Raw genomic sequence first — 24,329 nt, 5'->3', positions numbered from 1 at the left:
AGGCTATCGGTCGCCTCCGCTCACGCCACGCGGGGGTGCGGCGTGCCGCGCCGCGCGGCCCCCAGGAGGCCCCGTACGGAGGTGGCCGCGCCGAGCGCGAGGATGCCCGCGGCCACCGACATACCGACCACCGCGTTGAGCGGCAGCGCGATGCCGATACCGCCGCCGACCACCCACGCCATCTGGAGCAAGGTCTCGGACCGGGCGAACGCGGAGGTACGGACCTCCTCGGGCACGTCCCGCTGGATCATCGCGTCGAGTGACAGCTTGGAGAGGGCCTGGGTGAAGCCGGCGACCGCGCCGAGCGCGGCGACCAGCAGGGTCGAGAAGAACACGGCGGCCAGGATCGCCACGCCGAGCGCGAGCCCCAGCACCGTCGCGATGATGATCTCGGGGCCGCGCGCCCGGAGCCAGGAGCCCACCGCCGTACCGCAGGCGTTGCCGACCCCGGCCGCCACGCCGACGATGCCGAGCGAGACCGCCGCGCTCTGCCCGGCCAGCGGGTGCTCGCGCAGCAGGAACGCCAGGAAGAAGATGAGGAAGCCGGAGAGGGCCCGGTGCGCGGCGTTGGCCTGGAGCCCGTGCAGGACGGACCCGCCGACGGACCGCAGACCCGGCGGCCGCTCCTTGGCCGGTTTCTCCCCGTTGCCGCCCCTGCGGAGGCCGGCCCGGGTGCTGCCCTTGCCGGGAGCGGGGCGCGGTACGGACTCCTCGCCGTGGTGCGGGTCGATCAGCCGCGCCCGGCGCTCGCCCTTCGCGGAGTCGACCTTGGGCGGCAGGGTGAAGGCGAGGAAGGTGCCCGCGACGAAGATCGCGCAGGCGCCGTAGAGCGGCCAGGGGGAGCCGATGGTCTGGAGGCCGGCCCCGATCGGGGCCGCCACCCCGGTGGCCAGCAGCCCCGCCAGGGTGACCCGGGAATTGGCCTTCACCAGGGAGAACTTCGGTGGCAGCAGACGTGGCACGACCGCGCTGCGCACCACGCCGTACGCCTTCGACGAGACCAGGACGCCCAGCGCGGCCGGATACAGCTCCAGACCCCCCGTGGCGACCGCGCCCGACATGGTGATCGCCAGCAGCGCGCGGGCCAGCATCGCGCCCGCCATCGCGGCGCGGCGGCCGTGCGGCAGCCGGTCCAGGAGCGGGCCGATCACCGGGGCGAGCAGGGTGAAGGGGGCCATGGTGATGGCGAGGTAGAGGGCCACCCGGCCCCGCGCCTCGTCCGTCGGCACCGAGAAGAAGACCGTGGAGGCGAGCGCGACGGTGATCATGACGTCGCCCGCGCCGTTCACCGCGTGCAGCTCGATCAGTTTGCCGAGGCCGGATTCGCCCGCGCCGTGGGCGTGGGTGGCCTTGCGGATACCGCGCGCCGTACCGGTGAACGGGGCGCGCAGGGCACGGCCCGTCGCCCGTCCCGCCCTGCGGAGCGGGCCGGGACCGTCGTGCGACCTGGCGGCAGTCACCCCGTCATAGTGCCCCAACCCTGGCCGGTATGAACGGTGATCGCGTGCGGACGCGCGTGTGACGCCCTGTTGGACGCGCTGTCGATACCGGCGTCCGCCGGAACGGACCGGAACGGATACGGCACGTTTGGGGCGGGCAGGTGGGCGCGGAGCGGCGGAGAGGGTAGCGTGCGTAACGCGCCACCGGCGGTTGTTCTTGGCCGCGCGCCTCTCGGCGATCCCGCAGAATGGGTGGCAGAAGGCGCGCCCGAGGCAGGCACAACGGGTGTGGACGTCGACGCGGCCCCCAGGTCCGCTCCGCCCGCACCTGTCTGGCCGAAACGGCAATCGTGCTGCAGCTGGCGCGCTCGTGAGACTGGCGTATGGAGAGAAGCGAAGACCTGTGAGTGCTGCGACGACGACGCGAAGCCGTACGGCCCGGACCCCCGTTCCCGACCGCCTGTGTGCCGAGGCGGTGGACCTCGCGCGCGCTGCCGCCGAGGAGGCCGCCGCGCCAGGTGTGGTCGGTGAACATGCCGGCGTGGTCTCCGAGGGGGACCGGGTCGTCACGCACTACTTCGAGGCGAAGGAGCCCGGCTACCGGGGCTGGCGCTGGGCGGTGACGGTGGCGCGGGCCTCCCGCGCGAAGAACGTCACCCTGGACGAAACGGTGCTGCTGCCGGGGGCCGACGCGCTTCTGGCGCCGGAGTGGGTGCCGTGGAGCGAGCGGCTGCGCCCCGGCGACATGGGCCCCGGCGATCTGCTGCCCACCGAGGCGGAGGACCTGCGCCTGGAGCCCGGCTGGACCGGTGAGGACGAGCCGCCGCCGAACTCCGCGGTCTCCGAGGAGCTGGCGGAGCTGGTCGACTCCGAGGACGCCGAGCTGACCGACCGGCCGGTGGCCGCGACCAGCCGGGGTTCCATCGCCGCGGTGGCCGAGGAGCTGGGTACGCGCCGGGCGCGGGTGCTGTCGCGGTACGGGCTGTACGCGGCGGCCGACCGCTGGGACGAGGCGTTCGGCCCGAAGACGCCGATGGCCCAGGCGGCTCCGGCGACCTGTGTCAGCTGTGCGTTCCTGCTCCCGATGGCGGGCTCGCTGAAGCAGGCCTTCGGGGTGTGCGCGAACGAGTTCGGTCCGGCGGACGGGCATGTGGTGTCGCTGGCGTACGGGTGCGGCGGGCACTCGGAGGCCGCGGTGATGCCGTCCCCGCCGAAGCCGGCGCCGCATGCGATGGACACGATGCGGGTGGACGCGTATTCGCTGCGGCCGGAGCGGGGCGAGGGCTCCGTGCCCGCCGAGACGGACGGCGAGTCGGAGGACCTGGGCCACTCCTGAGCGCCCGCGCATCCGGTGTCCCCGATCGCCGGACGGGCTTGATTTCCCGCATCCGGCCCGTCCGGGCGCCTGCCCAGCCCGTCCGGCGTTCGAGGACGGAACCCTTGCGCAGGTGAGCGGTCGGCAGAACAGGGCCCCGAGAGCCCGGGCACGGGTAGCCGCACCCCGGATCACGGCCACGGTTCCGTCCTCAATCGCCGGACGGGCTTGGGGTGCCCTACTCAGCCCGTCCGGCGTTTGAGGACGGAACCCTTGGCCTGGGTAGCGGCCATCTGAACAGGCACCTGGTGCGCAGGGCCCTGCGGTGGCATCGGACCTGACGTCGACGGTTCCGTCCTCAAACGCCGGACGGGCTTGGCGGCCTGGGACGCCGGGGCGGCGGGCGCGGTACCTTCGGGCGCACACTGGGCCGCAGGCATACGCGGGCCACCCACAACGCGGACGGAGTCGAGAGCGTGAGCATGAAGGCGACCGAGGGGGCCGATCCGTTCGGGACGGCACGGCTGCGGCGCGGCGTGCTCGACGCGTGGGGCGCCGGGCCCGCCCGGTTCCGGGAGGACGCCAACGCCGAGGAGGACCTCGCGCTCGGCGGCTACCGCGACCGCCTCGTCGTCGAGCTGGCCCAGAACGCCGCCGACGCCGCCGCCCGCGCCGAGACCCCCGGCCGGCTCCGCCTCACCCTGCACCCCGCCGCCCCCGGCGACCCGGACGCCCGCTGCGTGCTGGCCGCCGCGAACACCGGCGCGCCGCTCGACGCCACCGGCGTGGAGTCCCTGAGCACCCTGCGGGCCTCCGCCAAGCGCGAGGGCCACGAGTCCGCGGTGGGCCGCTTCGGCGTCGGGTTCGCCGCGGTCCTCGCGGTCAGCGACGAACCCGCGGTGCTCGGCCGGCACGGCGGTGTCCGCTGGTCCCTGGCCGAGGCCCGCGAGCTGGCCCGCCAGGCGGCCGTGGGATCCCCCGGCCTCGGGGACGAGCTGCGCCGCCGCGACGGACACGTACCGCTGCTGCGCCTGCCGCTGCCCGCCGAGGGCTCCGCACCCGAGGGGTACGACACCGTCGTCGTGCTGCCGCTGCGCGACGGGACCGCCGAGGACCTGGTGGCCCGGCTGCTGGCCGCCGTGGACGACGCGCTGCTGCTCACGCTGCCCGGCCTGGACGAGGTCGTCATCGAGACCCCGGACGGCACGCGGACCCTGAGCCGGTCGCAGCACGGCCCGTACACGCACGTCGACGACTCCGCGCGCGGCCTGAACCGCTGGCGTACCGTCCTTCGCCACGGGCCCGTCGAGCCCGCCCTGCTCGCCGACCGCCCGGTCGAGGAGCGGCTGCGTCCGCACTGGTCGGTGACCTGGGCGGTGCCGGTCGACGAGTCCGGCGCCCCGCTCCACCCCCGTACGGCACCGGTCGTGCACGCCCCGACCCCCACCGACGAACCGCTCGGCATCCCCGCCCTGCTCATCGCCTCGCTCCCGCTGGACACCGCCCGCAGGCACCCCGCGCCGGGGCCGCTGACCGACTTCCTGGTGGAGCGGGCGGCGGACGCGTACGCGGAGCTGCTGGGCGCCTGGCGGCCGGTGTCGACCGGGACCATCGACCTGGTGCCGGGCCAGCTGGGCAAGGGGGCGCTGGACGGGGCCCTGCGCGGGGCGATCCTCGCCCGGCTGCCGCGCGTCGCGTTCCTGGAGCCCGCCGCGCCCCGGGACCCCGAGGCGGAGCAGAGCTGGGCGGACGACTGGGACCGGGACCGGGACCAGGAGCGTACGGAGAGCACCTCCGCCCTGCGGCCCGTCGAGGCCGAGATCGTCGAGGGCGTCGGGGCCGGGACCGTGACGGTGCTCGCCGAGGTGCTGCCCTGTCTGCTGCCCGCCGGGCTTGAGCGCCGCACCGAACTGCGTAGCCTCGGCGTCGCCCGCGTACCGCTGACCGAGGCCATCGACCGGCTCGCCGGTCTGGAGCGCGACCCCGCCTGGTGGTACCGGCTCTACGACAGCCTCGCGGGCACCGACCCCGACCGGCTCACCGGCCTGCCGGTGCCGCTCGCGGGCGACCCGGACGAGGAGCGGGCGGGCCGCCCGCCGCGCACCGCGATCGGGCCGCGGCAGATCCTGCTGCCGCTTCCGGACGGGCTCACCGGCCCGGTCCTCGCCCGGCTCTCCCGGCTCGGTCTGAAGGTCGCCCACCCGGACGCCGCGCACCCGCTGCTGGAGAAGCTCGGCGCGCTGCCGGCCACGCCCCGCGCCGTGCTGACGACCCCGCAGGTACGGGCGGCCGTCGCCGGTTCGCTGGACGCGGGGGAGATCTGGGACGAGGACGCGCTCGACGGCGACGAGCTGGCCGAGACCGTGCTCACCCTCGTCCGGGACGCCGAGCTGGCCCCCGGCGACGAACCGTGGCTCGGCGCGCTCGCCCTCCCCGACGAGGAGGGTGAGCCCGCCCCCGCCGGTGAACTGGTCCTCCCCGCAAGCCCGTTCGCCCAGGTCATGCGGGAAGGGGAACTCGCGCTCGTCGACCAGGAGCTGGCCGACCGCTGGGGCGAAGGCCCGCTCACCGCCTGCGGGGTGCTCGCCACCTTCGCGCTCGTACGGGCCACCGATGTCGTCCTGGACCCGGACGAACTGGAGCCCCGCGACAGCGACTTCGCCGAACCGGACGACGCCGGGCTGCTGGACGCCGTCGACGTCTGGTGCGAGGACCTGCTCGACCAGCTGCCCGAGACGCCCGTGCCACCGGTCGCCACCGAGATCGTCGCCGTACGGGATCTCGACCTGGTCGACGACGACGCCTGGCCGCAGGCGCTCGCGATGCTGGCCCGGCCGCCGCTGCGCGACGCGCTGACGCAGCCGGTGCGGGTGCTGCTGCCGGACGGGACGACGCAGTCCGTGCGCCCGTACACCGCGTGGTGGCTGCGCGACCACCCGGTGTTGGACGGCCGCCGCCCCGCCGGTCTCCGCGCCGCGGGCGGCGACCCCCGGCTGACCGGGCTCTACGACGCGGTGGACGCCACCGGCTTCGACGACGCCGAGGTGCTGCGGGCCCTCGGGGTGCGCACCTCGGTGGCCGCGCTCCTGGACGAGCCGGGCGGCGCGGCCGAACTGCTGGGCCGGCTCGCCGACGAGGACCGCCCCGTCACCCCCGTACAGCTGCACGCGCTCTACACGGCCCTCGCCGAACTCGACCCGGACCAGGTGACGTTGCCGGACGAGCTGCGCGCGGTGGTGGACGGGGAGGTGACGGTGGCCGACGCGGCGGACGCCGCGATCGCGGACGCCCCGGACGTGCTGCCGCTGACGGCGGGTCTGCCCCTGCTTCCGGTGGCTCCTTCGCGCGCCGCCGAGCTGGCCGATCTGCTCCAGGTGCGCCGCCTCGGCGAGACGATCGAGGCGGGCGTGACGAGCGAGGGCGAGGAGCACCGCGTACCGGAGCCGGTCCGCGTCCTGCTCGGCGCCGGCACCCCGGACACGTACATCGAGCACCCCGAACTCCGCGCGGGCGGCGTCGAACTGGACTGGCGGCGCACCCCGGACGGTGTCGTCCACGCCGCGACCCTGGAGGGCGTGGCGGCCGGGCTCGCGTGGGCGGCGGGCCAGTGGCCCCGGCGCTTCGAGGTCGCGGCCCTGCTGGAGGACCCGTCCCGGACGGAGGAGCTGGCCCGGGACCGTTGGTTCGACTGAGGGGCGGGGCCCCATCGGGGCGTGAACTGCGACTTCACAGAAAGGTCACAGATCCGCACAACCGTTCACCTGGTTCGCCTGTCTGTTCCATTGAGCCAAGAGGCTCATGGACCAGATGGGCCCCGCCGGGCTGACGACACAAGCGCGCCCCGGGACCCCTTCTCCACTTGGGGACACATGCGTATTCGTGCCACCGTGGCCGCCGTTTCCGGCGCCCTGGCCCTTTCCGCTCTCGCAGTACCGGCCGCGCAGGCCGATGACGGCCGTTCGTGGAACCTGGACCGCGGCTTCACCGCCACCCAGCCCTCGGCCGGGGAGAAGTCGAAGCGCGCGTTCGCCGCCACGAAGGCCGGCGACGCCAAGATCACCTCGGCGGTCGTCAACGGCGGCAAGCCGATCGTCGTCGGCACCAAGTCGAAGGTCACGGTGCCCTACACCGTGACGGCCACCGACGACTCCGGCATCGCCGGCGCCGCCGCGTTCATCTGGATCGGCTCGTCCGTCGACGACGAGAACAGCTTCGGCTTCGGCCCGAACGAGAAGTCGATCTCGTGCAAGGCGGCCGGCGCGACCACCACGACCTGCAAGGGCACCATCACCCTCACCCCGGGTCTGATGCTCAACTCGGACGCGACCTGGTGGCGCGTCGGTGCGGCGGCCGGCGCCAACGACGGCCAGGAGGTGGAGCGTGACGCGGTCTCCAAGGTCCGCGTCCAGCGCTTCTCCAAGCTGACCGTGAACGCCTCCCCGGAGCCCGTGAAGAAGGGCAAGACCATCACGGTCACCGGCAAGCTGACCCGCGCCAACTGGGACACCGGCACGTACAAGGGCTACAGCAAGCAGTCCGTGAAGCTCCAGTTCAAGAAGAAGGGCGCCAAGAGCTACACGACGGTCAAGACCGTCAAGACCAGCTCCACCGGCACCCTGAAGACCACCGTCAAGGCCTCGGCCGACGGCTACTGGCGTTACAGCTTCGCCGGCACCCCGAGCACCCCGGCCGTCTCGGCCAAGGGCGACTACCTCGACGTGAAGTAGCACCCGGCACATTGAAGCCCCCGGGAGGCGCACCGTCCTCCCGGGGGCTTCCGCCTGTCCGCGTCCTACGCCCCGAAGCGCCGGCCCACCCAGCGCCAGGTGAACTCCAGCAGCGCGGCCGCCGCCACCGCGATGCCGACCGCCGCCCACGGCATCGTCGTGCCGACCAGCTTCAGCGCGAAGAAGTCCTGGAGCCACGGCACCACGAGCACGATCAGGAAGCCGAGCCCCATCGCCGCGACCAGGCCGATGCGCCACCAGGTGTACGGGCGGGCGATGATCGCCAGGACCCACATCGAGACCAGGAACAGCGTCAGCGTCGCCGCGCTCGTCTCGGCCTCCAGCGCGCCCTCGCCGCTGTAGTGGTGCCGCGCCACCAGGTACGTCGCGAAGGTGGACGCCGCCGCGATGACGCCCGAGGGGATCGCGTACCGCATCACCCTGCGGACGAAGTGGGGCTGGGCGCGCTCCTTGTTGGGCGCGAGCGCCAGGAAGAACGCCGGGACGCCGATGGTCAGCGTGGACAGCAGGGTCAGATGCCTCGGCAGGAACGGATACTCCACCTGGGTGCAGACCACCAGGATCGCCAGCAGCACCGAGTAGACCGTCTTGGTGAGGAAGAGGGTGGCGACCCGGGTGATGTTGCCGATCACCCGGCGGCCCTCGGCGACCACCGAGGGCAGCGTCGCGAAGCTGTTGTTCAGCAGCACGATCTGCGCCACCGCACGCGTCGCCTCCGAGCCCGAACCCATCGAGACGCCGATGTCGGCGTCCTTGAGGGCCAGCACGTCGTTGACGCCGTCGCCGGTCATCGCGACCGTGTGGCCGCGCGACTGGAGGGCGGCCACCATGTCCCGCTTCTGCTGCGGGGTGACCCGGCCGAAGACCGCGTGTCGCTCCATGGCCGTGGCCATCGCGTCCGGGTCGGCGGGCAGCCGGCGGGCGTCCAGGGTGTTCTCGGCGCCCGCGAGGCCCAGCTTCCCGGCGACCGCGCCGACCGAGACCGCGTTGTCGCCGGAGATGACCTTGGTGGCCACGTTCTGGTCGGCGAAGTAGGCGAGTGTGTCGCCCGCGTCGGGCCGCAGCCGCTGCTCCAGGACGACCAGGGCGGTGGGGGCGGCTCCGGCGGCCGCACCGGGCGCGTTCAGCTCGCCCTGCGCCCGGGCCAGCAGCAGCACCCGCAGGCCCTGCTCGTTGAGGTGCTCGATCTCGGTGAGGGTCGCGTCGCCCTCGGGCAGCAGGACGTCGGGGGCGCCGAGCAGCCAGGCGGAGGCCGTTCCGTCGGCCTCGGTGAACGCCGCGCCGCTGTACTTGCGGGCGGAGGAGAACGGCATCGCGTCGGTGACCGTCCAGGCGGCTCCGTCCCCCTGCGGGTACGCGTCGATGATGGCCTGGAGGCTGGCGTTGGGCCGCGGGTCCGATGCGCCGAACGTCCGCAGCACCTCCTGGACGTACGCCTCGTCGCTCCCGTTCAGCGGCCGGACCTCGGTGACGTCCATGCCGCCCTCGGTCAGCGTGCCCGTCTTGTCCAGGCAGACCACGTCGACCCGGGCGAGGCCCTCGATCGCGGGCAGCTCCTGCACCAGGCACTGCTTGCGGCCCAGACGTACGACGCCGATGGCGAAGGCGACGGAGGTCAGCAGGACCAGGCCCTCGGGGATCATCGGGACGATGCCGCCGACGGTCCGGGCGACCGAGTCCTTGAAGTTGTTGTCCTTCACGACCAGCTGGCTGATGATCAGCCCGATCGCCGTCGGCACCATCATCCAGGTGACGTACTTCAGGATCGTGCTGATGCCGCTGCGCAGCTCCGAGTGGACCAGCGTGAAGCGCGAGGCCTCCTCGGCGAGCTGTGCGGCGTACGCCTCGCGGCCCACCTTGGTCGCGGTGAACGCGCCGCCGCCCGCGACGACGAAGCTGCCCGACATCACCGGGTCGCCCGCCCGCTTGATCACCGGGTCGGCCTCGCCGGTGAGCAGCGACTCGTCGATCTCCAGGCTGTCGGCCTCGGCGACCGTGCCGTCCACGACCACCTTGTCGCCGGGGCCCAGTTCGACCAGGTCGCCGAGGACGATCTCGGAGGTGGAGATCTCGGCGGCGACCCCGTCGCGGCGCACGGTCGGCTTGGCCTCGCCGATCACCGCGAGGCTGTCCAGGGTCTTCTTGGCCCGCCACTCCTGGATGATGCCGATGCCGGTGTTGGCGACGATCACGAAGCCGAAGAGGCTGTCCTGGATCGGCGCGACGAACAGCATGATCACCCAGAGCACGCCGATGATCAGGTTGAACCGGGTGAAGACGTTGGCCCGGATGATCTCGGTGACCGAGCGCGAGGAGCGTACGGGTACGTCGTTGACCTCACCGCGCGCGACCCGTTCGGCGACCTCGGCGGTGCTCAGACCGTCCGGTCGATGGGCCGGTGGCGGTAGCTCGACGGGGTGCACGGGATCGAGTTCCGCCCCCGCGTCGATCATGGCCGGCCGGGAGGGTCCGGGGGTCTGCTCCCCGGAGGAATCGAGTGCCCGCTGCGTCATGGGTCCGACGTTACGGGCGTGCGCGTCGAATCACCCACCGAGGGGGTCGAAGATCCGACCAGGGGAGGACCAGGTCGGTCCCGTGGTCGTACGGAAGCGGAGTCGGGCGGTCCGGTCCGGGCCGGTCGGCTCAGCGGCCGAGCGCTTCGTCCGCCTCGGCCCCGGCGGCGTCCTTGGCCTCGGCCCGGGCCGCGTGGCGCTTGAGGGCGGCGTCGCGCCCGCGGACGTACCAGATGCCGATCAGGCCCAGCCCGGCGCCGGCCAGCGGGGTCCACACCCACCAGGTGTGGCCGCGGTCGGCGAACCAGCCGTAGAAGGGGAGCTGGGCGAGGAAGAGGACGAACCAGAGGATCGTGCCGCCGACGACGGTGGCGACGACGGGGCCCTCCAGAGGTTCGGGCGCCTCGTGCTTCGGTGTCCACTTCTCCATGGGTTCAGTGTATGGGGCCCGGCACGGGTCACTCGATCGGCGGGTTGCGGCCGCTCGGCCCAAGGGTCTACGCGCGGAGATAGCGATCTTCGCTTGATGTATTCATACTGAATCTGCTTTGGGCTGGCTCGAATTGTTCGTCTGAACATCCAAATTCGATCACCTCTCGCCCTTTGCCTCACCTCCCCTACGTACGACTGAGGTCACCCATGCCCCCCTCGGCCACCGCTCCGGTCGACTCCCCGCCCCCGTCGGCTCCGCAGCCCCAGGGCAGCCTGGACCGGTTCTTCAGGATCTCCGAGCGGGGGTCGACCGTCGCCCGTGAGTTCCGCGGCGGCTTCGCCACGTTCTTCGCGATGGCGTACATCATCGTGCTCAACCCGATCATCCTGGGCAGCGCGAAGGACATGTACGGCCACCAGCTCGACAACGGGCAGCTGGTCACCGCCACGGTGCTGTCCGCCGCGTTCTCCACGCTGCTGATGGGCGTCATCGGCAATGTGCCGATCGCGCTCGCCGCCGGCCTCGGCGTCAACACCGTCGTCGCGCTCCAGCTCGCTCCCCGGATGAGCTGGCCGGACGCGATGGGCATGGTCGTCCTCGCGGGCATCGTGGTGATGCTGCTGGTCGCCACGGGGCTGCGGGAACGGGTGATGAACGCCGTGCCGCGCTCGCTCCGCAAGGGCATCGCGATCGGAATCGGCCTCTTCATCCTGTTGATCGGCCTCGTCGACTCGGGCTTCGTCTCGCGCATCCCGGACGCCGCGCACACCACCGTGCCGCTCCAGCTCGGCGGCGACGGCCACCTCACCGGATGGCCGATTCTCATCTTCGTGCTGGGTGCGCTGCTCACGCTCGCGCTGATCGTGCGCAAGGTGCCCGGCGCGATCCTGATCTCGATCGTCGCCATGACGGTCGTCGCCGTGGTGATCGACGCGGTGGCCGGGCTGCCCGAGGGCGCCTGGGGTCTGACGACGCCGTCGTGGCCGGGCAACCCGGTCTCCGCGCCGGACTTCGGGCTGCTCGGTGAGGTCAGTCTGTTCGGCGGCTTCGGGAAGGTCGGCTATCTGACCGGCGTCCTGTTCGTCTTCACCGTGCTGCTGTCCTGCTTCTTCGACGCGATGGGCACCATTCTGGGCGTCGGCGACGAGGCGAAGCTGATGGACCAGGACGGCAACTTCCCCGGCATCAACAAGGTGCTGTTCGTGGACGGCATCGCGGTCGCCGCGGGCGGTGCGAGCTCCTCCTCCGCCACCACGTGCTTCGTGGAGTCCACCGCGGGCGTCGGCGAGGGCGCCCGCACCGGACTGGCGAGCGTGGTGACCGGTCTGCTCTTCTCGGTGGCGCTGTTCCTCACACCGCTGGCGACCATGGTCCCGTCGCAGGCGGCCACTCCCGCCCTGCTGGCGGTCGGCTTCCTGATCATCGCGGGCTCGGTGCGGGACATCGACTGGAGCGACTACACGCTCGCGGTCCCGGCGTTCCTCGCCATGGTGATGATGCCGTTCACGTACTCGATCACCAACGGCATCGGTATCGGCTTCGTCGCCTTCTCCGTGCTGCGCCTGGCGGCCGGCCGCGGCCGCGAGGTGCCGATCGCGATGTACGTCGTGTCGGCGGTCTTCGTCTTCTACTACGCGATGCCGGCGCTCGGCCTCACGTGATCGGTGGCGTCACGCCCCTCCTGGCGTCCACGGGGGGCGTCACGCCTCCCCTGGAGTCGCCGTAGAACTTCTCCGTCTCCTCGACGGCCGCCTTGAAGCGTTCGTCGAAGTCGTCGCGGACGAGCGTCCGGACCACATAGTCCTGGACGCTCATTCCGCGTTTCGCGGCGTGCTGCCGGAGCCGGTCGAGCAGCTCACCGTCTATCCGCAGGCTGAGCACTGTCGATCCCATGTCCAGCAGGGTCGCCGCCGCGGAGCGCTCTTTGCGTCACTTTCCGCTTCCAACTCACTCGTTCGGGTGATCGGAATTTACGGGAGGCTCAAGCGGGTGGTATTTAGATTGGGTAATGAGTTACGCTAACAAACATGCCTGACCTGATCCACGACGGCGACAGTGCCGCCGCCGTGAGCTCCCTCCGCTCCGCCGTGATGCTGCTGGGCCGCCGCCTGAAGCACCAGCGTGTCGACGAGTCGCTGAGCCCCACCGAGATGTCGGTGCTCGGCACCCTGGCCCGCTGCGGATCCGCCACCCCCGGTGAGCTGGCCCGCAAGGAGCACGTCCAGCCGCCGTCGATGACCCGCATCGTCGCGCTGCTGGAGGCGAAGGGGCTGGTCAGGCTGGAACCGCACCCCGATGACCGTCGGCAGAAGAGGGTCAGCCAGACCGAGCAGGCCGAGGCCATGCTCGCGGAGAGCCGCACCAAGCGGAACGCCTGGCTGTCCCACCTCGCCGAGGGCCTGGACGAGGACGAGTGGGAGACGCTTCGGGCCGCCGCGCCCGTCTTGGAGAAGCTCGCCCACCTGTGACCCCACGGGCGCGTCGACGGTGACCCGCCGCCGTACCGGAAGCACGGCATCCGGACCGGCTCGGACCACCGTCGGAGCGCCCGTCGTCACGTCCTCGTCGGACCGAACGCCGCAGACGCCCGAGGAGGCGAACTCTTTTGAGTACGGGATCCGGAGCAGACTCCGCCCCCGCACCGACTTCCACCCACGAGAGCAAGACCGGCGGGACCTTCTCGTCGCTGAAGATCCGTAACTACCGCCTGTTCGCCACGGGCGCCGTGATCTCCAACACCGGTACCTGGATGTCCCGCATCACGCAGGACTGGCTCGTGCTGAGCCTGACGGGTTCCGCCACCGCCGTAGGCATCACCACAGCCCTGCAGTTCCTTCCGATGCTGCTCTTCGGCCTGTACGGCGGCGTCATCGCCGACCGCCTCCCGAAGCGGCAGATCCTGCTCGTCAGCCAGGCCATGCTCGGCCTGTGCGGCATCGCGCTGGCCGTCCTGACCCTCTCCGGGGTCGTCGAGGTCTGGCACGTCTACCTGGTCGCCTTCCTCCTCGGCATGGTGACCGTCGTCGACAACCCGGCCCGCCAGTCGTTCGTCTCCGAGATGGTCGGCCCCGCGCAGCTGCGCAACGCGGTCAGCCTGAACTCGGCGAACTTCCAGTCCGCCCGGCTCATCGGCCCCGCCGTCGCGGGCGTCCTGATCACCACGGTCGGCAGCGGCTGGGCGTTCCTGCTCAACGGCCTCTCCTTCCTGGCCCCGCTCATCGGCCTGCTGATGATGCGCACGAACGAACTGCACGCCTCGGTGACCGTGCCCCGCGCCAAGGGCCAGCTCCGCGAGGGCCTGACGTACGTCCGCGGCCGCCCCGAGCTGATCTGGCCGATCGTCCTGGTCGGCTTCGTCGGCACGTTCGGCTTCAACTTCCCGATCTGGCTGACCGCCTTCGCCGACGAGATCTTCGACGGCGGCGCGGGCATGTACTCCTTCTTCAACATCCTGATGGCGGCCGGTTCGCTGGCCGGCGCACTGCTCTCGGCCCGCCGCCGCTCCTCGCGGCTGCGGATGCTGGTGGCGGCGGGCACGGCGTTCGGCCTGCTGGAGATCGCCGCCTCGCTGTCCCCGTCGGTCTGGCTGTTCTCGATCCTGCTGGTCCCGATCGGCATGCTCGGCCTGACGACGAACATCACCGCGAACACGAGCGTCCAGATGGCCGCCGATCCGGAGATGCGGGGCCGGGTGATGAGCCTGTACATGATGGTCTTCGCCGGGGGTACGCCGGTGGGCGCCCCGATCGTCGGCTGGATCAGCGACACGTACGGCGCCCGCATCGGCTTCGCGGCCGGCGGCGCGATCTCGGTGATCGCCGCCCTGGCCGTCGGCTTCGCCCTCGCCCGCGTCGGCGGCCTCCGCCTGAAGGTCGACCTCCGCCCGGGCCGCCCGCACGTGCGCTTCGTCCCGCGCGAGCAGCTGGCGACGGCGGCGTAGAGGCACGCGAAAGGCGCCCTCCCCCCGGAGAGATCGGGGGAGGGCGCCTTTCGCGTGTCCGGGTCAGTCGCGGGGGAAGGTGTCGGTCTTCAGGACCAGGTCCACGGCGGTGTCGGTGAGATCGACGTCGAGGCCGAAGTCGACGACGACCTTCTTGTGATAGCCGCCGTCCTTCGGCTCCGAGTGGAGGAGGCAGCGACCCACGTACGGGTCGACGATGAGGAACACAGGGACGCCGGCGGCCGCGTAGGCGTCCTTCTTGGGCCCGTAGTCGGCCGCGGCCGTGCCCTTGGAGATGACCTCGCCGACGAACTCGATGTGCTCGGGGAGCCAGCGGCCCTGGCTGTTCTTCGCCGCCTTGTCGAAGAGCTTCACGACGTCAGGGGCGAAGCCGTTGCCTTCGCCGAAGTCGATGCGTACGTCCGAGAGGGCCCTCACGTCCATTCCGAACCGGTCCTCCAGAGCACGGACGATCCTGCGGATGATCTCCCAGTGCGTGTCCCGCTGCGGCGACATGTGGACGGTCCCCTCGACGATCTCGACCTTGAATCCCTCGGGGGTGGGCTCAAGCCACTCGAACATCTCGTCCAGAGTGCGCTCGTCGCTGGTGTCGGCCATGTCGATCCTGTCGGTGTCTACGACGGTCATCGTGCCGCTCCTGCCCGCTGCCGCACGGGCGTGCGGGCAGCCGCGCAGGACCACGATAGGCCCGGCGCCCCGGACACGCCCGGACCTGGAAGACTCGCGCCCATGAGCAGCCGCGATCCCGGTCGTCCGCCCGCCCAGCGCCTCTTCGCCGCCGTCCTGCCGCCCGCGTCCGCCGTGGCCGGACTCCGTACGGCACTCGCGCCGCTCCACACCCTGCCGGGCTCGGAGAGCCTGCGCTGGACGGGCCCCGAGGGCTGGCACTTCACGCTGGCGTTCTACGGGGAGGTGCCCGAGGACGTACGGCCGGAGCTGGAGGCGCGGCTGGAGCGGGCCGCGCGCCGCACCGAGCCCTTCCCGCTCCGGGTGCACGGCGCCGGGCACTTCGGCGGGCGGGCGCTCTGGGCGGGGGCGGCGGGCGGCCTCGACACACTGCGGCTGCTCGCCGAGCGCGCGGACGCCGCCGCCCGGCGGGCCGGGCTGCCGATGGAGGAGCACCGCCGCTACACCCCGCACCTCACCCTGGCCCGGAGCCGCGGTGACGCCGACCTGCGGCCCTTCGCCGCGGCGCTGGCGGGGTTCGAGGGGGAACGCTGGGAGGCCGGGGAGATCAGTCTCGTACGGAGCGAGCTGCCGGTGTCCGGGGTGCCGGGGGAGCGGCCGCGCTACGGGACGGTGCGAGCCTGGCCGCTGGGCGGGTGACCGTTGCGGTTACGCTCGAAGGGTGGACCCGAAGACCAGAAACCGCATCATGGCGGCCGTGCTCGTGCTGATATTCGTCGTCGTCGCCGTGGGGGCCGCCATCGGCGGCTGAGACCGGCGGGCCGCCGGCCGGCGTTCCGCGCCGGTCCGGCCGCCCGGCGCGTCCGGGGCCCGTGCTTGCCTGGAGTGGACTCGAAGGAGTTGGCTTGGGCGTCATGAAGTACACACAGCTCGGACGTACGGGACTCAAGGTCAGCCGGCTCGTCCTCGGGACGATGAACTTCGGCCCGCAGACCAATGAGTCGGACAGTCACGCGATCATGGACTCCGCGCTCGGCGCGGGCCTGAACTTCTTCGACACGGCCAACGTCTACGGCTGGGGCGAGAGCAAGGGGCGCACCGAGGAGATCCTCGGCACCTGGTTCGCCCAGGGCGGCGGCCGGCGCGACAAGGTGGTCCTGGCCACCAAGATGTACGGGAACATGGGCGCCGACGGCGAGGCCTGGCCGAACCACGACAAGCTCTCCGCCGTGAACATCCGGCGCGCGGTCGACGCCTCGCTCAAGCGCCTCCAGACCGACCACATCGATCTGTACCAGTTCCACCACGTCGACCGGAACACGCCCTTCGACGAGATCTGGCAGGCGATCGACGTCCTGGTCCAGCAGGGCAAGATCCTCTACGCCGGGTCCTCCAACTTCTCCGGCTACAAGATCGCCCAGGCCAACGAGCAGGCCGCCCGGCGCGGTTCGCTCGGCCTGGTCAGCGAGCAGTGCATCTACAACCTCGTCGAGCGCCGCGCCGAGATGGAGGTCATCCCGGCCGCGCAGGAGTACGGCCTCGGGGTCATCCCCTGGTCGCCGCTGCACGGCGGACTGCTGGGCGGCGTGATCAGGAAGACGACGGAGGGCGGCCGACGCGCCGCGGGCCGCGCGGCCGACGCCCTGGCCGACCCCGCCACCCGCGCGCAGCTCCAGGCCTACGAGGATCTGCTCGACAAGCACGGCCTTGAGCCCGGCGAGGCGGCCCTGGCCTGGCTGCTGACCCGTCCCGGCATCACGGGCCCGATCGTCGGCCCGCGCACCGCCGAGCAGCTGGACAGTGCGCTGCGGGCACTTGAGCTGGAGCTCCCGGAGGCGGTCCTCACCGGCCTGGACGAGATCTTCCCGGGCCCGGGGCCGTCGCCGGAGGCCTTCGCCTGGTAGGAGCCGCACCGCCTGAGGCCCGCCCCTGGAATGCGCCGGCAGGGGGCGGGCCTCACCGCTGCGTCATCGCCTCGCCGCGAAGCCGTCCAGCGCCTCCAGCACCGCCCGCCGGGTCTCCGTGCCGCCCATGTGGCCCGCGTTGTCGATGACCGTCAGTTCGGCGTCCGGCCAGGCGCGGTTCAGCTCCCAGGCGGTGATCAGGGGGCCGGCGATGTCGAAGCGGCCGTGGATCAGGACGCCGGGGATGCCGGTCAGGCGGTGGGCCTCGGCGAGCAGCCGGCCCTCCTCCAGCCAGGCTCCGTGGGCGAAGTAGTGGGAGCAGATCCGGACGAGCGCCAGCTGCTCGCGGCCCGGACGCCCGCTGTACGGAGCCGGGCCCGGGACCGACTCCATCGAGACGACCGCGTCCTCCCAGGCGCACCAGTCGGCCGTCGCCTTCTCCCGTACGGCGGCGTCCTCGCTCTCCATCCGGCGGGCGTACGCCGCGACCAGCCCGGCCGGGTCGCTCACCTCGGGGACGCCCGCGCGGAAGGCGTCCCAGGCCTCGGGGAAGAGCTGTCCCGCGCCCCGGTAGAGCCAGTCGATCTCGCTGCGGCGGGTCGTCGTCACCGAGGGGATCACCGCCTCCGTGACCCGCCCCGGGTGCTCCTCGGCGTACGCCAGGATCAGGGTCGAGCCCCAGGAGCCGCCGTACAGCAGCCAGTTGTCGATGTTCAGGTGTTCCCGCAGGCGTTCCATGTCGGCGATCAGGTGGGCCGTCGTGTTGTGCGCCATGTCGGTCGCCGGGTCGCTCGCGTGCGGCGTCGAGCGGCCGCAGCCCCGCTGGTCGAAGAGGACCACCCGGTAGCGGTCCGGGTCGAAGTACTGGCGGACGCGGGGCGTGCAGCCGGAGCCGGGACCGCCGTGGACGACCAGGGCCGGCTTGCCGTCGGGGTTGCCGCACACCTCCCAGTACACGAGGTTGCCGTCGCCGACGTCCAGCATGCCGCTGTCGTACGGTTCGATCGGCGGGTACAGGTCGTTCGGTTCGCGGTGCACGGCGTCGTTCCCCTCGGTACGGCGGGCGGGTGGGCGGCTGGCCACGTTACGCGGATGCGGTCGTCGGAGGAGTCCCGTACGGTCCCGCCCATGCCTGTACGCATCGATCTGACCCTGGACTGCACCGACGCCCAACTTCTGCGCGCCTTCTGGAAGTCGGCCCTGGGCTATGTGGACCTGCCACCACCGCCGCCGTTCGCGACCCGGGAGGAGTGGCTCGCCCAGTTCGATCTGCCGGAGGGCGAGACGGCGGACGACGGGGCCTGGCTCTGCGACCCCGAAGGCGTAGGCCCGCACCTCGCCATCCTCAAGGTGCCCGAGCCGAAGACCGCGAAGAACCGGCTGCACATCGATGTGCGGATCGACGGCCACGGCACCCCGGCCGAGCGGTGGGACCGGATCCGGGCGGAGGCCGCGCGGCTCGTGGCGGCGGGCGGGTCCGTGCTGGCGGAGGTCGACGAGCACCATGTGGTGATGGCCGACCCGGAGGGCAACGAGTTCTGCGTGGCCGCGGCCGGCGCGCCCGCCCCGCAGGGCTGAGTGCGCCGGACCGGCGACCGCCGCGAGCCCGCCCCGCCGACGCGGCGTAGCCTGGACGCCGTGAACGCCGACCCCCGGATCCTCGCCGTCCTCGACACGCTCCTCGCCTCCGCCGCCCCCGGCGAGCGCGGAGCGCTGTGGCAGCTGGCGGAGCCGGGGCGGGAGTTGGACGCCAATCTGGTGCGGCTGCCGCCGGACGCCGAGGTCGGTGAGCATCAGGAGGACGTGCTCGACGTGCTCCTCGTCGTCCTGGCGGGCGCGGGCAGCGTCAGGGCGGGCGACGGCCGGGTCCTGGACCTCGCGCCCAGCACCGCGCTCTGGCTGCCCCGCACCTCACGGCGTGCGCTGGCCGCCGGACCGGACGGGCTGGTGTATCTCACCGTCCACCGCCGCCGCCCCGGCCTCGCGATCAAGCCGCCGGGCGGGGCGTACGAGGGCGGCGACGCGCCCTGCATGCTGGACCGGGTCTGCCCGGAGTGCGGGCGCCTTTCGCAGGACCCCGCACCGGTCTTCTGCAGCCGGTGCGGGGAGCGGTTCCCGGAGCGGTGAGCCGGGCCGGCCCGTGCACGGGCCGGGGGGCGACCGGGTCTCAGTACCCCTCGCACTCCGTCAGGTCCGGCAGGCCCGGCGGGTTCTCGTTGCCCACCAGGCCGGACAGGTTCTCCTTGTACATGTCCTCCCAGACCCTGCTGTCCAGGATCGTCCGGAGCGCCGAGCACACCTCGCCCTTCAGCACCGGGGTCTTCGGCCGCATCGCCACGCCGTAGCCCTCCGCGCCCTGGATGTTCTCCAGCCGCCGCACCTTGCCCGGGTTGGCCTCGACGTACCCGGCGAGAATGATGTCGTCCGAGGCCACCGCGTACACGTCGGACTTCGGGTCCAGCAGCTTGTCCAGGCAGTCCTGATAGGTGTTGGGCTGCGACTTCGCCATGGTGAAGCCCTGCTTCGGCAGCGCCTTCTCGTACGTCGACTCCCGTGCCGTGCAGACCTCGACGCCCAGGTCCCGCAGGTCGCTGGAGTCGTTGATCGTGTACTTGGCCGACTTCTCGCGGACCAGGAAGCCCCGGCTCGCCTCGTAGTACGGGCCCGCGAAGTCGACGCTGTAGCCGTCGGGCGCGGCCGTCTTGCGGTCGTCGGTGATGCTGTACGAGGCGATGACCAGGTCCACCTGCTTGGTCTTCAGCGCGGTGCTCCGGTAGTCCGTGGCGACCGTGGTGAAGGCGACCTCGCCCTTGCCGTAGCCCATGCTCTCGGCGACCGCGTACGCCAGGTCGATGTCGTAACCCTTGTACGTGCGCGACTTCTTGTCGAAGATGCTCAGCCCGGGCTGGTCGTCCTTGACGCCGATCTTCAGGGTGGGATGGGTGTCCTTCCACCGCTCCTGGGAGCCGCTGCCCGCCGCCCCGTCGCCCTCGCCCTGGCCCCGCACCGAGCCCGCCCGGTCGCCGCCCCCGTCCTTCTCGCCGTCGCCCTGCGAGACCAGCCAGCCCGCACCGGCCAGCAGCGCCACGCACACCGCCGCGGCGGCCACCTTCCAGCCACGGTGCCGGGCGCGCCGGCCGCTCGCCGCCTGGGGTACGGGAGTCGGCGCGGGCGCCACCGGTGCCGGCGGAGGCGGGGCGGCCGGACCGGACGCGGGCGTCGAAGGGTTCGGCGTCGAGGGGTTCGGTGTGGACATGGCGGTCGGCGGGTGCGTCGCCGAGGCGGCCCGGTGCGCGTGCGGTGCGGCGGGATCGCCGAGCACCTCGCGGAGCATCGCCTCCGCCGTGGCCGCGTCCAGCCGCTCCCGGGGGTCCGGGATCAACAGCCCCTGGACGACCGGGGCGAGCGGACCGGCGTACCGGATGACCGGATCGGGCGACTGCCGGATGTTCTCCTGGACCTCCCAGACCTCGTGCCCGGCGAAGGGCGCCCGGCCCTCGACCATCTCGTACAGCGTGACGCCCAGCGCCCACAGGTCGGAGGCCGGGGTGGGGCCCGGGGAGGCGGGGGCGAACAGCTCCGGCGCGAGGTACGGCGGTGTGCCGATGACGCTGCCGGTCCGGGTGACCCGGTCCGCGCCCTCGAAGGTGGCGATGCCGAAGTCGACCAGGATCGCGAGGCCGTCGTCGCGGACGAGGACGTTGCCCGGCTTCACGTCGCGGTGGACGACCGAGGCCGCGTGGACCGCCCGCAGGCCCTGGAGGATCTGCAGGCCGATGTTCGCGGCCCTCGGTACGGCGAGGACGTGCTGGGCGGTCAACAGGTCGCCCAGGGAAGGCGCTTCGAGCAGCTTCATCACGATCCAGACCTGGTTCTCGGTCTCGACCTGGTCGTGGACCGTCACCACGTTCTGGTGCTCGATCTTCGCGATGGCCTCCGCCTCGCGCCGGGCCCGTTGCAGTGCCGCCGACCGGTTCGCCGCGGTCATGGTGTTCCGGTCGAGCAGGCCCTTCACCGCGACGAACCGGCGCAGCCGCAGATCGTGGGCCTTCCAGACCTCGCCCATCCCGCCGCTGCCGATCGGCTCCAGCAGCTCGTAGCGGCCGTCGATCACGGTGCGGGGGGAGGGCACGGCGTCGCCGATTCTCCCGGACCTGTCTTCGCTGTGCATACGACCCCCTGTGCACTACATGGATTACGCCAGATTAGACGCGACCTCGATGCGCGGAGGTTCGCCGTCGCGCCGGGCCCTACGAAGCCGCGCCGCCGTTGCTCTTCAGCAACTGGCCGTTGACCCACTGCCCTTCGGGCGAGCACAGGAAGTCCACCAGGTGCGCGGTGTCCCGCGGGGTGCCGAGGCGGCCGAGCGGGGTGCCCGCGGCCAGGGTCTCGCGCAGGTCGTCGGTCATCCAGCCGGTGTCCACCGGGCCGGGGTTGACGACGTTCGCCGTCACACCGAGGTGGGCCAGCTCGTGCGCGGCGGCCAGGGTGATGCGGTCCAGGGCGCCCTTGCTCGCGCCGTAGGGGAGGTTGCCCGCGGTGTGGTCGCTGGTGAGCGCGACGATCCGGCCCGTCGCGGTGCCGGGCGCGCTGCGGAAACGCAGCCCGTACTCGCGGATCAGCAGCCAGCTGGCCCGGGAGTTCACCGCGAAATGCCGGTCGAACGCCTCCACGGTGGTGTCCAGCAGCCCCGAGTCCACCGACTCCGCGTGCGAGAGGACGAGCGCGGTCACCGGACCGCCGAGGCGCTGCTCCGCCTCGTCGAAGATGCGGGTCGGCGCGTCGGGGTCGGACAGGTCCGCCTCGACCGCCGCCGTACGGGCCCCGGCCTCCGTCAGCTCCTTCGCGATGGACGCGGCGGCCCCCGGCTCGGCGCCCCAGTCCATGCGGCGGTCGTACGGCGTCCAGTAGGTGAAGGCGACGTCCCAGCCGGAGGCCGCCAGCCGGCGCGCGATGCCCGCGCCGATGCCGATGCTGCGGCCGACGCCGGTGATCAGGGCGATGGGGCGGGCCGGGGCGGGGGTGGGCGAAGGCTGTTCGGTGGTCGTCACGCGGTGATCCTTCGTGACCCGTACGGCGCACGTCAATGGCCTTTCCGGTCACCCGGGCGGCACCGGTGCGCCCGCGCTGACCTGCGGTGACCCATGTTCCTGGTGGTTCGACGCGATCTTTGTGTTTCCCCGTGGCGGGGGCGCGCTCCTAGCGTGGACGACGGAAACTACAACGAACGCCGCATATCGGAATGCGGCCGGTGGAGAGGATCCGTCATGAGTGAGCAGCAGAAGCCGCTGGCCGGCAGGACCGCCGTGGTCGCCGGTGGTGCGAAGAACCTCGGGGGCCTGATCAGTCGCACGCTCGGCGAGGCCGGCGCGAACGTCGTCGTCCACTACCACAGCGAGAACACCGCCGCCGATGCCGAGAAGACGGCGGAGGCCGTACGGGGCACGGGCGCGCAGGCCGTCGTCGTCCGCGAGGACCTGACCCGCGTCGAGGGGGTGCGGAGCCTCTTCGACCAGGCGCTGGACGCCTTCGGCGGGGTGGACGTCGCCGTGAACACCACGGGCATGGTGCTGCGGAAGCCGATCGGCGAGACGACCGAGGAGGAGTACGACCGCATGTTCGCGATCAACTCCAAGGCGGCGTACTTCTTCCTCCAGGAGGCCGGCACCCGCCTCAACGACGGCGGTCGCATCGTCAGCCTGGTCACCTCGCTGCTCGCCGCGTTCACCGACGGGTACGCCACCTACGCGGGCGCGAAGGCCCCGCTGGAGCACTTCACCCGGGCGGCGGCCAAGGAGTTCGCCCCGCGCGGCATCGCGGTGAACAATGTGGCCCCGGGACCGATGGACACGCCGTTCTTCTACCCGCAGGAGACGCCGGAGCGCGTGGAGTTCCACAAGTCGCAGGCCATGGGCGGCCGGCTGACGGAGATCGAGGACATCGCGCCGCTGGTGAAGTTCCTCGTCACCGAGGGCGGCTGGATCACCGGCCAGACGATCTTCGCCAACGGCGGCTACACGGTCCGCTGACCGGCGGCCGTCGGCCGATGGCGTCCGGGAGGACCGCGTGAGTCTGGATCTGCGCAAGCTGGAGCATCTCGTCGCCGTCGCCGAGGAGGGCGGGTTCACCCGGGCGGCCGAACGGCTGCACCTGAGCCAGCAGGCGCTGAGCACCTCCATCCGCACCCTGGAGCGCCATGTCGGCGTCCAGCTCCTGGACCGGGGCCACCAGCACGTCACCCCGACCCCGGCCGGGCAGGCCCTCATCGACGACGCCCGGGCCCTCAGCGCCCAGGCGCTCGCCGCCCTGGACCGCGCCCGCCGGATCGGGCGCGGCCGGGCCGGGCACCTGCGCATCGGCCACACCCCGGCGGTCACCGCCGAGGAGGTCGTGGACCTGCTGACCCGGGCCCGTACGGAGGAGCAGGGCATACAGGCCCACGTCCGCCAGCTCTTCCCCGACGAGCTGCGCGAACAACTCCTCACCGGCGCCTGCGATCTGGGCCTGAGCCGGGCCATGCCCGCCGACACGGGCCTGACCCGGGCCCGGATCGCCGAACACCGCCTGCGGATCGCCGTCCCGGCCGGGCACCCGCTCGCCGCCCGCTCCGTCGTGGCCCTGGCCGATCTGCGCGGCCAGCCGCTCACGGTGTGGGGCGAGCCGGGCTCGTCCGCGTACACGGACCTCCTGATCGGCCTGTGCCGTCAGGCGGGCGTGGAGCCGGACACCCGGCGCAACCCGGTCCAGGGCACTCCGCCGATCACGGCCGTCACCGCGACCGGCCGCATCGCCTTCGTCACGACGCCCCCGGGCCCGGCGGCGGGCGGCGCGGCCCACGTCGTGGACCTGGACCCGCCCGTCCATGTCCCGGTCCACGCACTGTGGCCCGCGCACACGACGTGTCCCGGGCGGGATCTCTCTTCCTCAGCCGGACCGGCGGACGAACCGCATCCGGAGCGGTGAGGGACGGCATGCGGCGGTGAACCCGCCGACAGAGACTCGGGGCAAGGAAGAAGAGAAGGAAGAAAGGGAGCAGCACGATGACCACATCGATCAGCGACCCGGTGGTGGAGAAGTTCATCGCCACGGTGAACGCGGGCGACAAGGACGCCTTCTTCGCCGACGTCCTCACCGAGGACGCCACGATGTCCGACGACGGCAGCGAACGGGACCTGGCGGCCTGGACGGAGAAGGAGATCTTCTCCCCGAAGGCCAACGGCCGTATGCAGGTCGTGGAGGCCTCCGACGACGGCCGGACCCTCGTCGTCGACTACACGAACGACACCTGGGGCACGATGCGGACCCGCTGGGTCTTCACGGTCTCCGGCGACCGCGTCAGCCGCTTCGAGACGGGCCAGGCGCCGGCCTGATCGCTGCCGCCTCGTCCGC

General features: G+C 72.3%; 21 protein-coding genes. 13 read left to right on the top strand and 8 right to left on the bottom strand.

The features are described 5' to 3' along the window. Window positions 1-20: 20 nt before the first annotated feature. Window positions 21-1,460, bottom strand: coding sequence for an MFS transporter (locus tag AC0VY3_RS32850; RefSeq protein WP_103507979.1), 1,440 nt, complete (start codon window positions 1,458-1,460; stop codon window positions 21-23). Window positions 1,461-1,899: 439 nt separating this feature from the next. Between AC0VY3_RS32850 and AC0VY3_RS32845 the strand changes: the two genes are divergently transcribed. The 3 genes from AC0VY3_RS32845 (at window position 1,900) to AC0VY3_RS32835 (ending at window position 7,481) form a co-directional block, all read left to right on the top strand. Further along, a complete protein-coding gene (locus tag AC0VY3_RS32845; RefSeq protein ID WP_181010766.1) occupies window positions 1,900-2,775 on the top strand; it encodes a DUF3027 domain-containing protein in 876 nt (291 codons plus the stop codon). A 461-nt stretch (window positions 2,776-3,236) separates the two neighbouring features. After that, complete coding sequence (locus tag AC0VY3_RS32840) at window positions 3,237-6,446, top strand: sacsin N-terminal ATP-binding-like domain-containing protein (protein WP_475551774.1); 3,210 nt, start codon at window positions 3,237-3,239, stop codon at window positions 6,444-6,446. 177 nt (window positions 6,447-6,623) lie between these two features. Next, window positions 6,624-7,481 carry a DUF5707 domain-containing protein gene (locus AC0VY3_RS32835; protein ID WP_475551261.1) on the top strand — a complete coding sequence of 286 codons (858 nt, stop codon included), beginning with the start codon at window positions 6,624-6,626 and terminating at the stop codon, window positions 7,479-7,481. A 65-nt stretch (window positions 7,482-7,546) separates the two neighbouring features. Here AC0VY3_RS32835 and AC0VY3_RS32830 read toward each other — a convergent pair whose 3' ends face one another. Then, the gene (locus AC0VY3_RS32830; RefSeq protein ID WP_103507983.1) at window positions 7,547-10,015 is read right to left on the bottom strand and encodes an HAD-IC family P-type ATPase; all 2,469 of its coding nucleotides are present in this window, start codon (window positions 10,013-10,015) and stop codon (window positions 7,547-7,549) included. A gap of 130 nt (window positions 10,016-10,145) precedes the next feature. Next, window positions 10,146-10,445 carry a DUF2530 domain-containing protein gene (locus AC0VY3_RS32825; RefSeq protein WP_103507984.1) on the bottom strand — a complete coding sequence of 100 codons (300 nt, stop codon included), beginning with the start codon at window positions 10,443-10,445 and terminating at the stop codon, window positions 10,146-10,148. Window positions 10,446-10,654: 209 nt separating this feature from the next. Here AC0VY3_RS32825 and AC0VY3_RS32820 point away from each other — a divergent pair, with 209 nt between their 5' ends. After that, complete coding sequence (locus AC0VY3_RS32820) at window positions 10,655-12,109, top strand: NCS2 family permease (protein WP_475551260.1); 1,455 nt, start codon at window positions 10,655-10,657, stop codon at window positions 12,107-12,109. On the opposite strand, the gene AC0VY3_RS32815 is transcribed toward AC0VY3_RS32820, so the two are convergent. Continuing rightward, window positions 12,102-12,341, bottom strand: a complete 240-nt coding sequence (locus AC0VY3_RS32815) for a hypothetical protein (protein ID WP_475551259.1) — start codon at window positions 12,339-12,341, stop codon at window positions 12,102-12,104. The genes AC0VY3_RS32820 and AC0VY3_RS32815 overlap by 8 nt on opposite strands. Window positions 12,342-12,475: 134 nt before the next feature. Here AC0VY3_RS32815 and AC0VY3_RS32810 point away from each other — a divergent pair, with 134 nt between their 5' ends. Together AC0VY3_RS32810 and AC0VY3_RS32805 are read left to right on the top strand one after the other, a co-directional pair. Next, a complete protein-coding gene (locus AC0VY3_RS32810) occupies window positions 12,476-12,916 on the top strand; it encodes a MarR family winged helix-turn-helix transcriptional regulator (RefSeq protein ID WP_007452526.1) in 441 nt (146 codons plus the stop codon). A gap of 137 nt (window positions 12,917-13,053) precedes the next feature. Then, window positions 13,054-14,388: an MFS transporter gene (locus tag AC0VY3_RS32805; protein ID WP_103507986.1), complete on the top strand. Its 1,335-nt coding sequence runs from the start codon at window positions 13,054-13,056 to the stop codon at window positions 14,386-14,388. A 63-nt stretch (window positions 14,389-14,451) separates the two neighbouring features. On the opposite strand, the gene AC0VY3_RS32800 is transcribed toward AC0VY3_RS32805, so the two are convergent. Further along, on the bottom strand, window positions 14,452-15,036 hold the full coding sequence (locus AC0VY3_RS32800; protein ID WP_475551258.1) for a Uma2 family endonuclease: 585 nt from the start codon (window positions 15,034-15,036) through the stop codon (window positions 14,452-14,454). 102 nt (window positions 15,037-15,138) lie between these two features. Between AC0VY3_RS32800 and thpR the strand changes: the two genes are divergently transcribed. Together thpR and AC0VY3_RS32790 are read left to right on the top strand one after the other, a co-directional pair. Then, window positions 15,139-15,735, top strand: a complete 597-nt coding sequence (thpR, locus tag AC0VY3_RS32795; protein ID WP_475551257.1) for an RNA 2',3'-cyclic phosphodiesterase — start codon at window positions 15,139-15,141, stop codon at window positions 15,733-15,735. Window positions 15,736-15,950: 215 nt separating this feature from the next. Continuing rightward, window positions 15,951-16,940, top strand: coding sequence for an aldo/keto reductase (locus AC0VY3_RS32790; RefSeq protein ID WP_103507989.1), 990 nt, complete (start codon window positions 15,951-15,953; stop codon window positions 16,938-16,940). A 63-nt stretch (window positions 16,941-17,003) separates the two neighbouring features. Here AC0VY3_RS32790 and pip read toward each other — a convergent pair whose 3' ends face one another. Further along, a complete protein-coding gene (pip, locus tag AC0VY3_RS32785) occupies window positions 17,004-17,978 on the bottom strand; it encodes a prolyl aminopeptidase (RefSeq protein WP_103507990.1) in 975 nt (324 codons plus the stop codon). A 90-nt stretch (window positions 17,979-18,068) separates the two neighbouring features. On the opposite strand from pip, the gene AC0VY3_RS32780 reads away from it, so the two are divergent. Further along, window positions 18,069-18,518: a VOC family protein gene (locus tag AC0VY3_RS32780; RefSeq protein WP_103507991.1), complete on the top strand. Its 450-nt coding sequence runs from the start codon at window positions 18,069-18,071 to the stop codon at window positions 18,516-18,518. Between the two features lie 60 nt (window positions 18,519-18,578). Then, window positions 18,579-19,067, top strand: a complete 489-nt coding sequence (locus AC0VY3_RS32775; protein WP_103507993.1) for a hypothetical protein — start codon at window positions 18,579-18,581, stop codon at window positions 19,065-19,067. A 40-nt stretch (window positions 19,068-19,107) separates the two neighbouring features. Here AC0VY3_RS32775 and AC0VY3_RS32770 read toward each other — a convergent pair whose 3' ends face one another. Both AC0VY3_RS32770 and AC0VY3_RS32765 read right to left on the bottom strand, forming a co-directional pair. After that, complete coding sequence (locus tag AC0VY3_RS32770; protein ID WP_475551256.1) at window positions 19,108-21,111, bottom strand: serine/threonine-protein kinase; 2,004 nt, start codon at window positions 21,109-21,111, stop codon at window positions 19,108-19,110. Between the two features lie 79 nt (window positions 21,112-21,190). After that, window positions 21,191-21,991, bottom strand: a complete 801-nt coding sequence (locus AC0VY3_RS32765) for an SDR family oxidoreductase (RefSeq protein WP_103507729.1) — start codon at window positions 21,989-21,991, stop codon at window positions 21,191-21,193. Window positions 21,992-22,207: 216 nt separating this feature from the next. Between AC0VY3_RS32765 and AC0VY3_RS32760 the strand changes: the two genes are divergently transcribed. The 3 genes from AC0VY3_RS32760 (at window position 22,208) to AC0VY3_RS32750 (ending at window position 24,310) form a co-directional block, all read left to right on the top strand. Continuing rightward, on the top strand, window positions 22,208-22,969 hold the full coding sequence (locus AC0VY3_RS32760) for an SDR family oxidoreductase (RefSeq protein WP_103507728.1): 762 nt from the start codon (window positions 22,208-22,210) through the stop codon (window positions 22,967-22,969). Window positions 22,970-23,006: 37 nt separating this feature from the next. Beyond that, window positions 23,007-23,903 (top strand): LysR family transcriptional regulator, encoded by an 897-nt coding sequence (locus AC0VY3_RS32755; protein WP_475551255.1) that lies wholly within the window; start codon window positions 23,007-23,009, stop codon window positions 23,901-23,903. Between the two features lie 77 nt (window positions 23,904-23,980). After that, window positions 23,981-24,310: a hypothetical protein gene (locus AC0VY3_RS32750; protein ID WP_030087430.1), complete on the top strand. Its 330-nt coding sequence runs from the start codon at window positions 23,981-23,983 to the stop codon at window positions 24,308-24,310. The last annotated feature ends 19 nt before the right edge of the window (window positions 24,311-24,329 follow it).

The organism is Streptomyces sp. iso_384 (assembly GCF_056172905.1).
This window is presented reverse-complemented; position numbering and strand designations above follow the sequence as displayed.

Excerpts from the sequence above, each read along its gene's own strand:
- AC0VY3_RS32840 (WP_475551774.1), top strand. The coding sequence starts at position 3,237 with ATGAAGGCGACCGAGGGGGCCGATCCGTTCGGGACGGCACGGCTGCGG.
- AC0VY3_RS32835 (WP_475551261.1), top strand. The coding sequence starts at position 6,624 with ATGCGTATTCGTGCCACCGTGGCCGCCGTTTCCGGCGCCCTGGCCCTT.
- AC0VY3_RS32830 (WP_103507983.1), bottom strand. The coding sequence starts at position 10,015 with ATGACGCAGCGGGCACTCGATTCCTCCGGGGAGCAGACCCCCGGACCC.
- AC0VY3_RS32825 (WP_103507984.1), bottom strand. The coding sequence starts at position 10,445 with ATGGAGAAGTGGACACCGAAGCACGAGGCGCCCGAACCTCTGGAGGGC.
- AC0VY3_RS32820 (WP_475551260.1), top strand. The coding sequence starts at position 10,655 with ATGCCCCCCTCGGCCACCGCTCCGGTCGACTCCCCGCCCCCGTCGGCT.
- AC0VY3_RS32815 (WP_475551259.1), bottom strand. The coding sequence starts at position 12,341 with ATGGGATCGACAGTGCTCAGCCTGCGGATAGACGGTGAGCTGCTCGAC.
- AC0VY3_RS32810 (WP_007452526.1), top strand. The coding sequence starts at position 12,476 with ATGCCTGACCTGATCCACGACGGCGACAGTGCCGCCGCCGTGAGCTCC.
- AC0VY3_RS32800 (WP_475551258.1), bottom strand. The coding sequence starts at position 15,036 with ATGACCGTCGTAGACACCGACAGGATCGACATGGCCGACACCAGCGAC.
- thpR (WP_475551257.1), top strand. The coding sequence starts at position 15,139 with ATGAGCAGCCGCGATCCCGGTCGTCCGCCCGCCCAGCGCCTCTTCGCC.
- AC0VY3_RS32790 (WP_103507989.1), top strand. The coding sequence starts at position 15,951 with ATGAAGTACACACAGCTCGGACGTACGGGACTCAAGGTCAGCCGGCTC.
- AC0VY3_RS32780 (WP_103507991.1), top strand. The coding sequence starts at position 18,069 with ATGCCTGTACGCATCGATCTGACCCTGGACTGCACCGACGCCCAACTT.
- AC0VY3_RS32770 (WP_475551256.1), bottom strand. The coding sequence starts at position 21,111 with ATGCACAGCGAAGACAGGTCCGGGAGAATCGGCGACGCCGTGCCCTCC.
- AC0VY3_RS32760 (WP_103507728.1), top strand. The coding sequence starts at position 22,208 with ATGAGTGAGCAGCAGAAGCCGCTGGCCGGCAGGACCGCCGTGGTCGCC.
- AC0VY3_RS32750 (WP_030087430.1), top strand. The coding sequence starts at position 23,981 with ATGACCACATCGATCAGCGACCCGGTGGTGGAGAAGTTCATCGCCACG.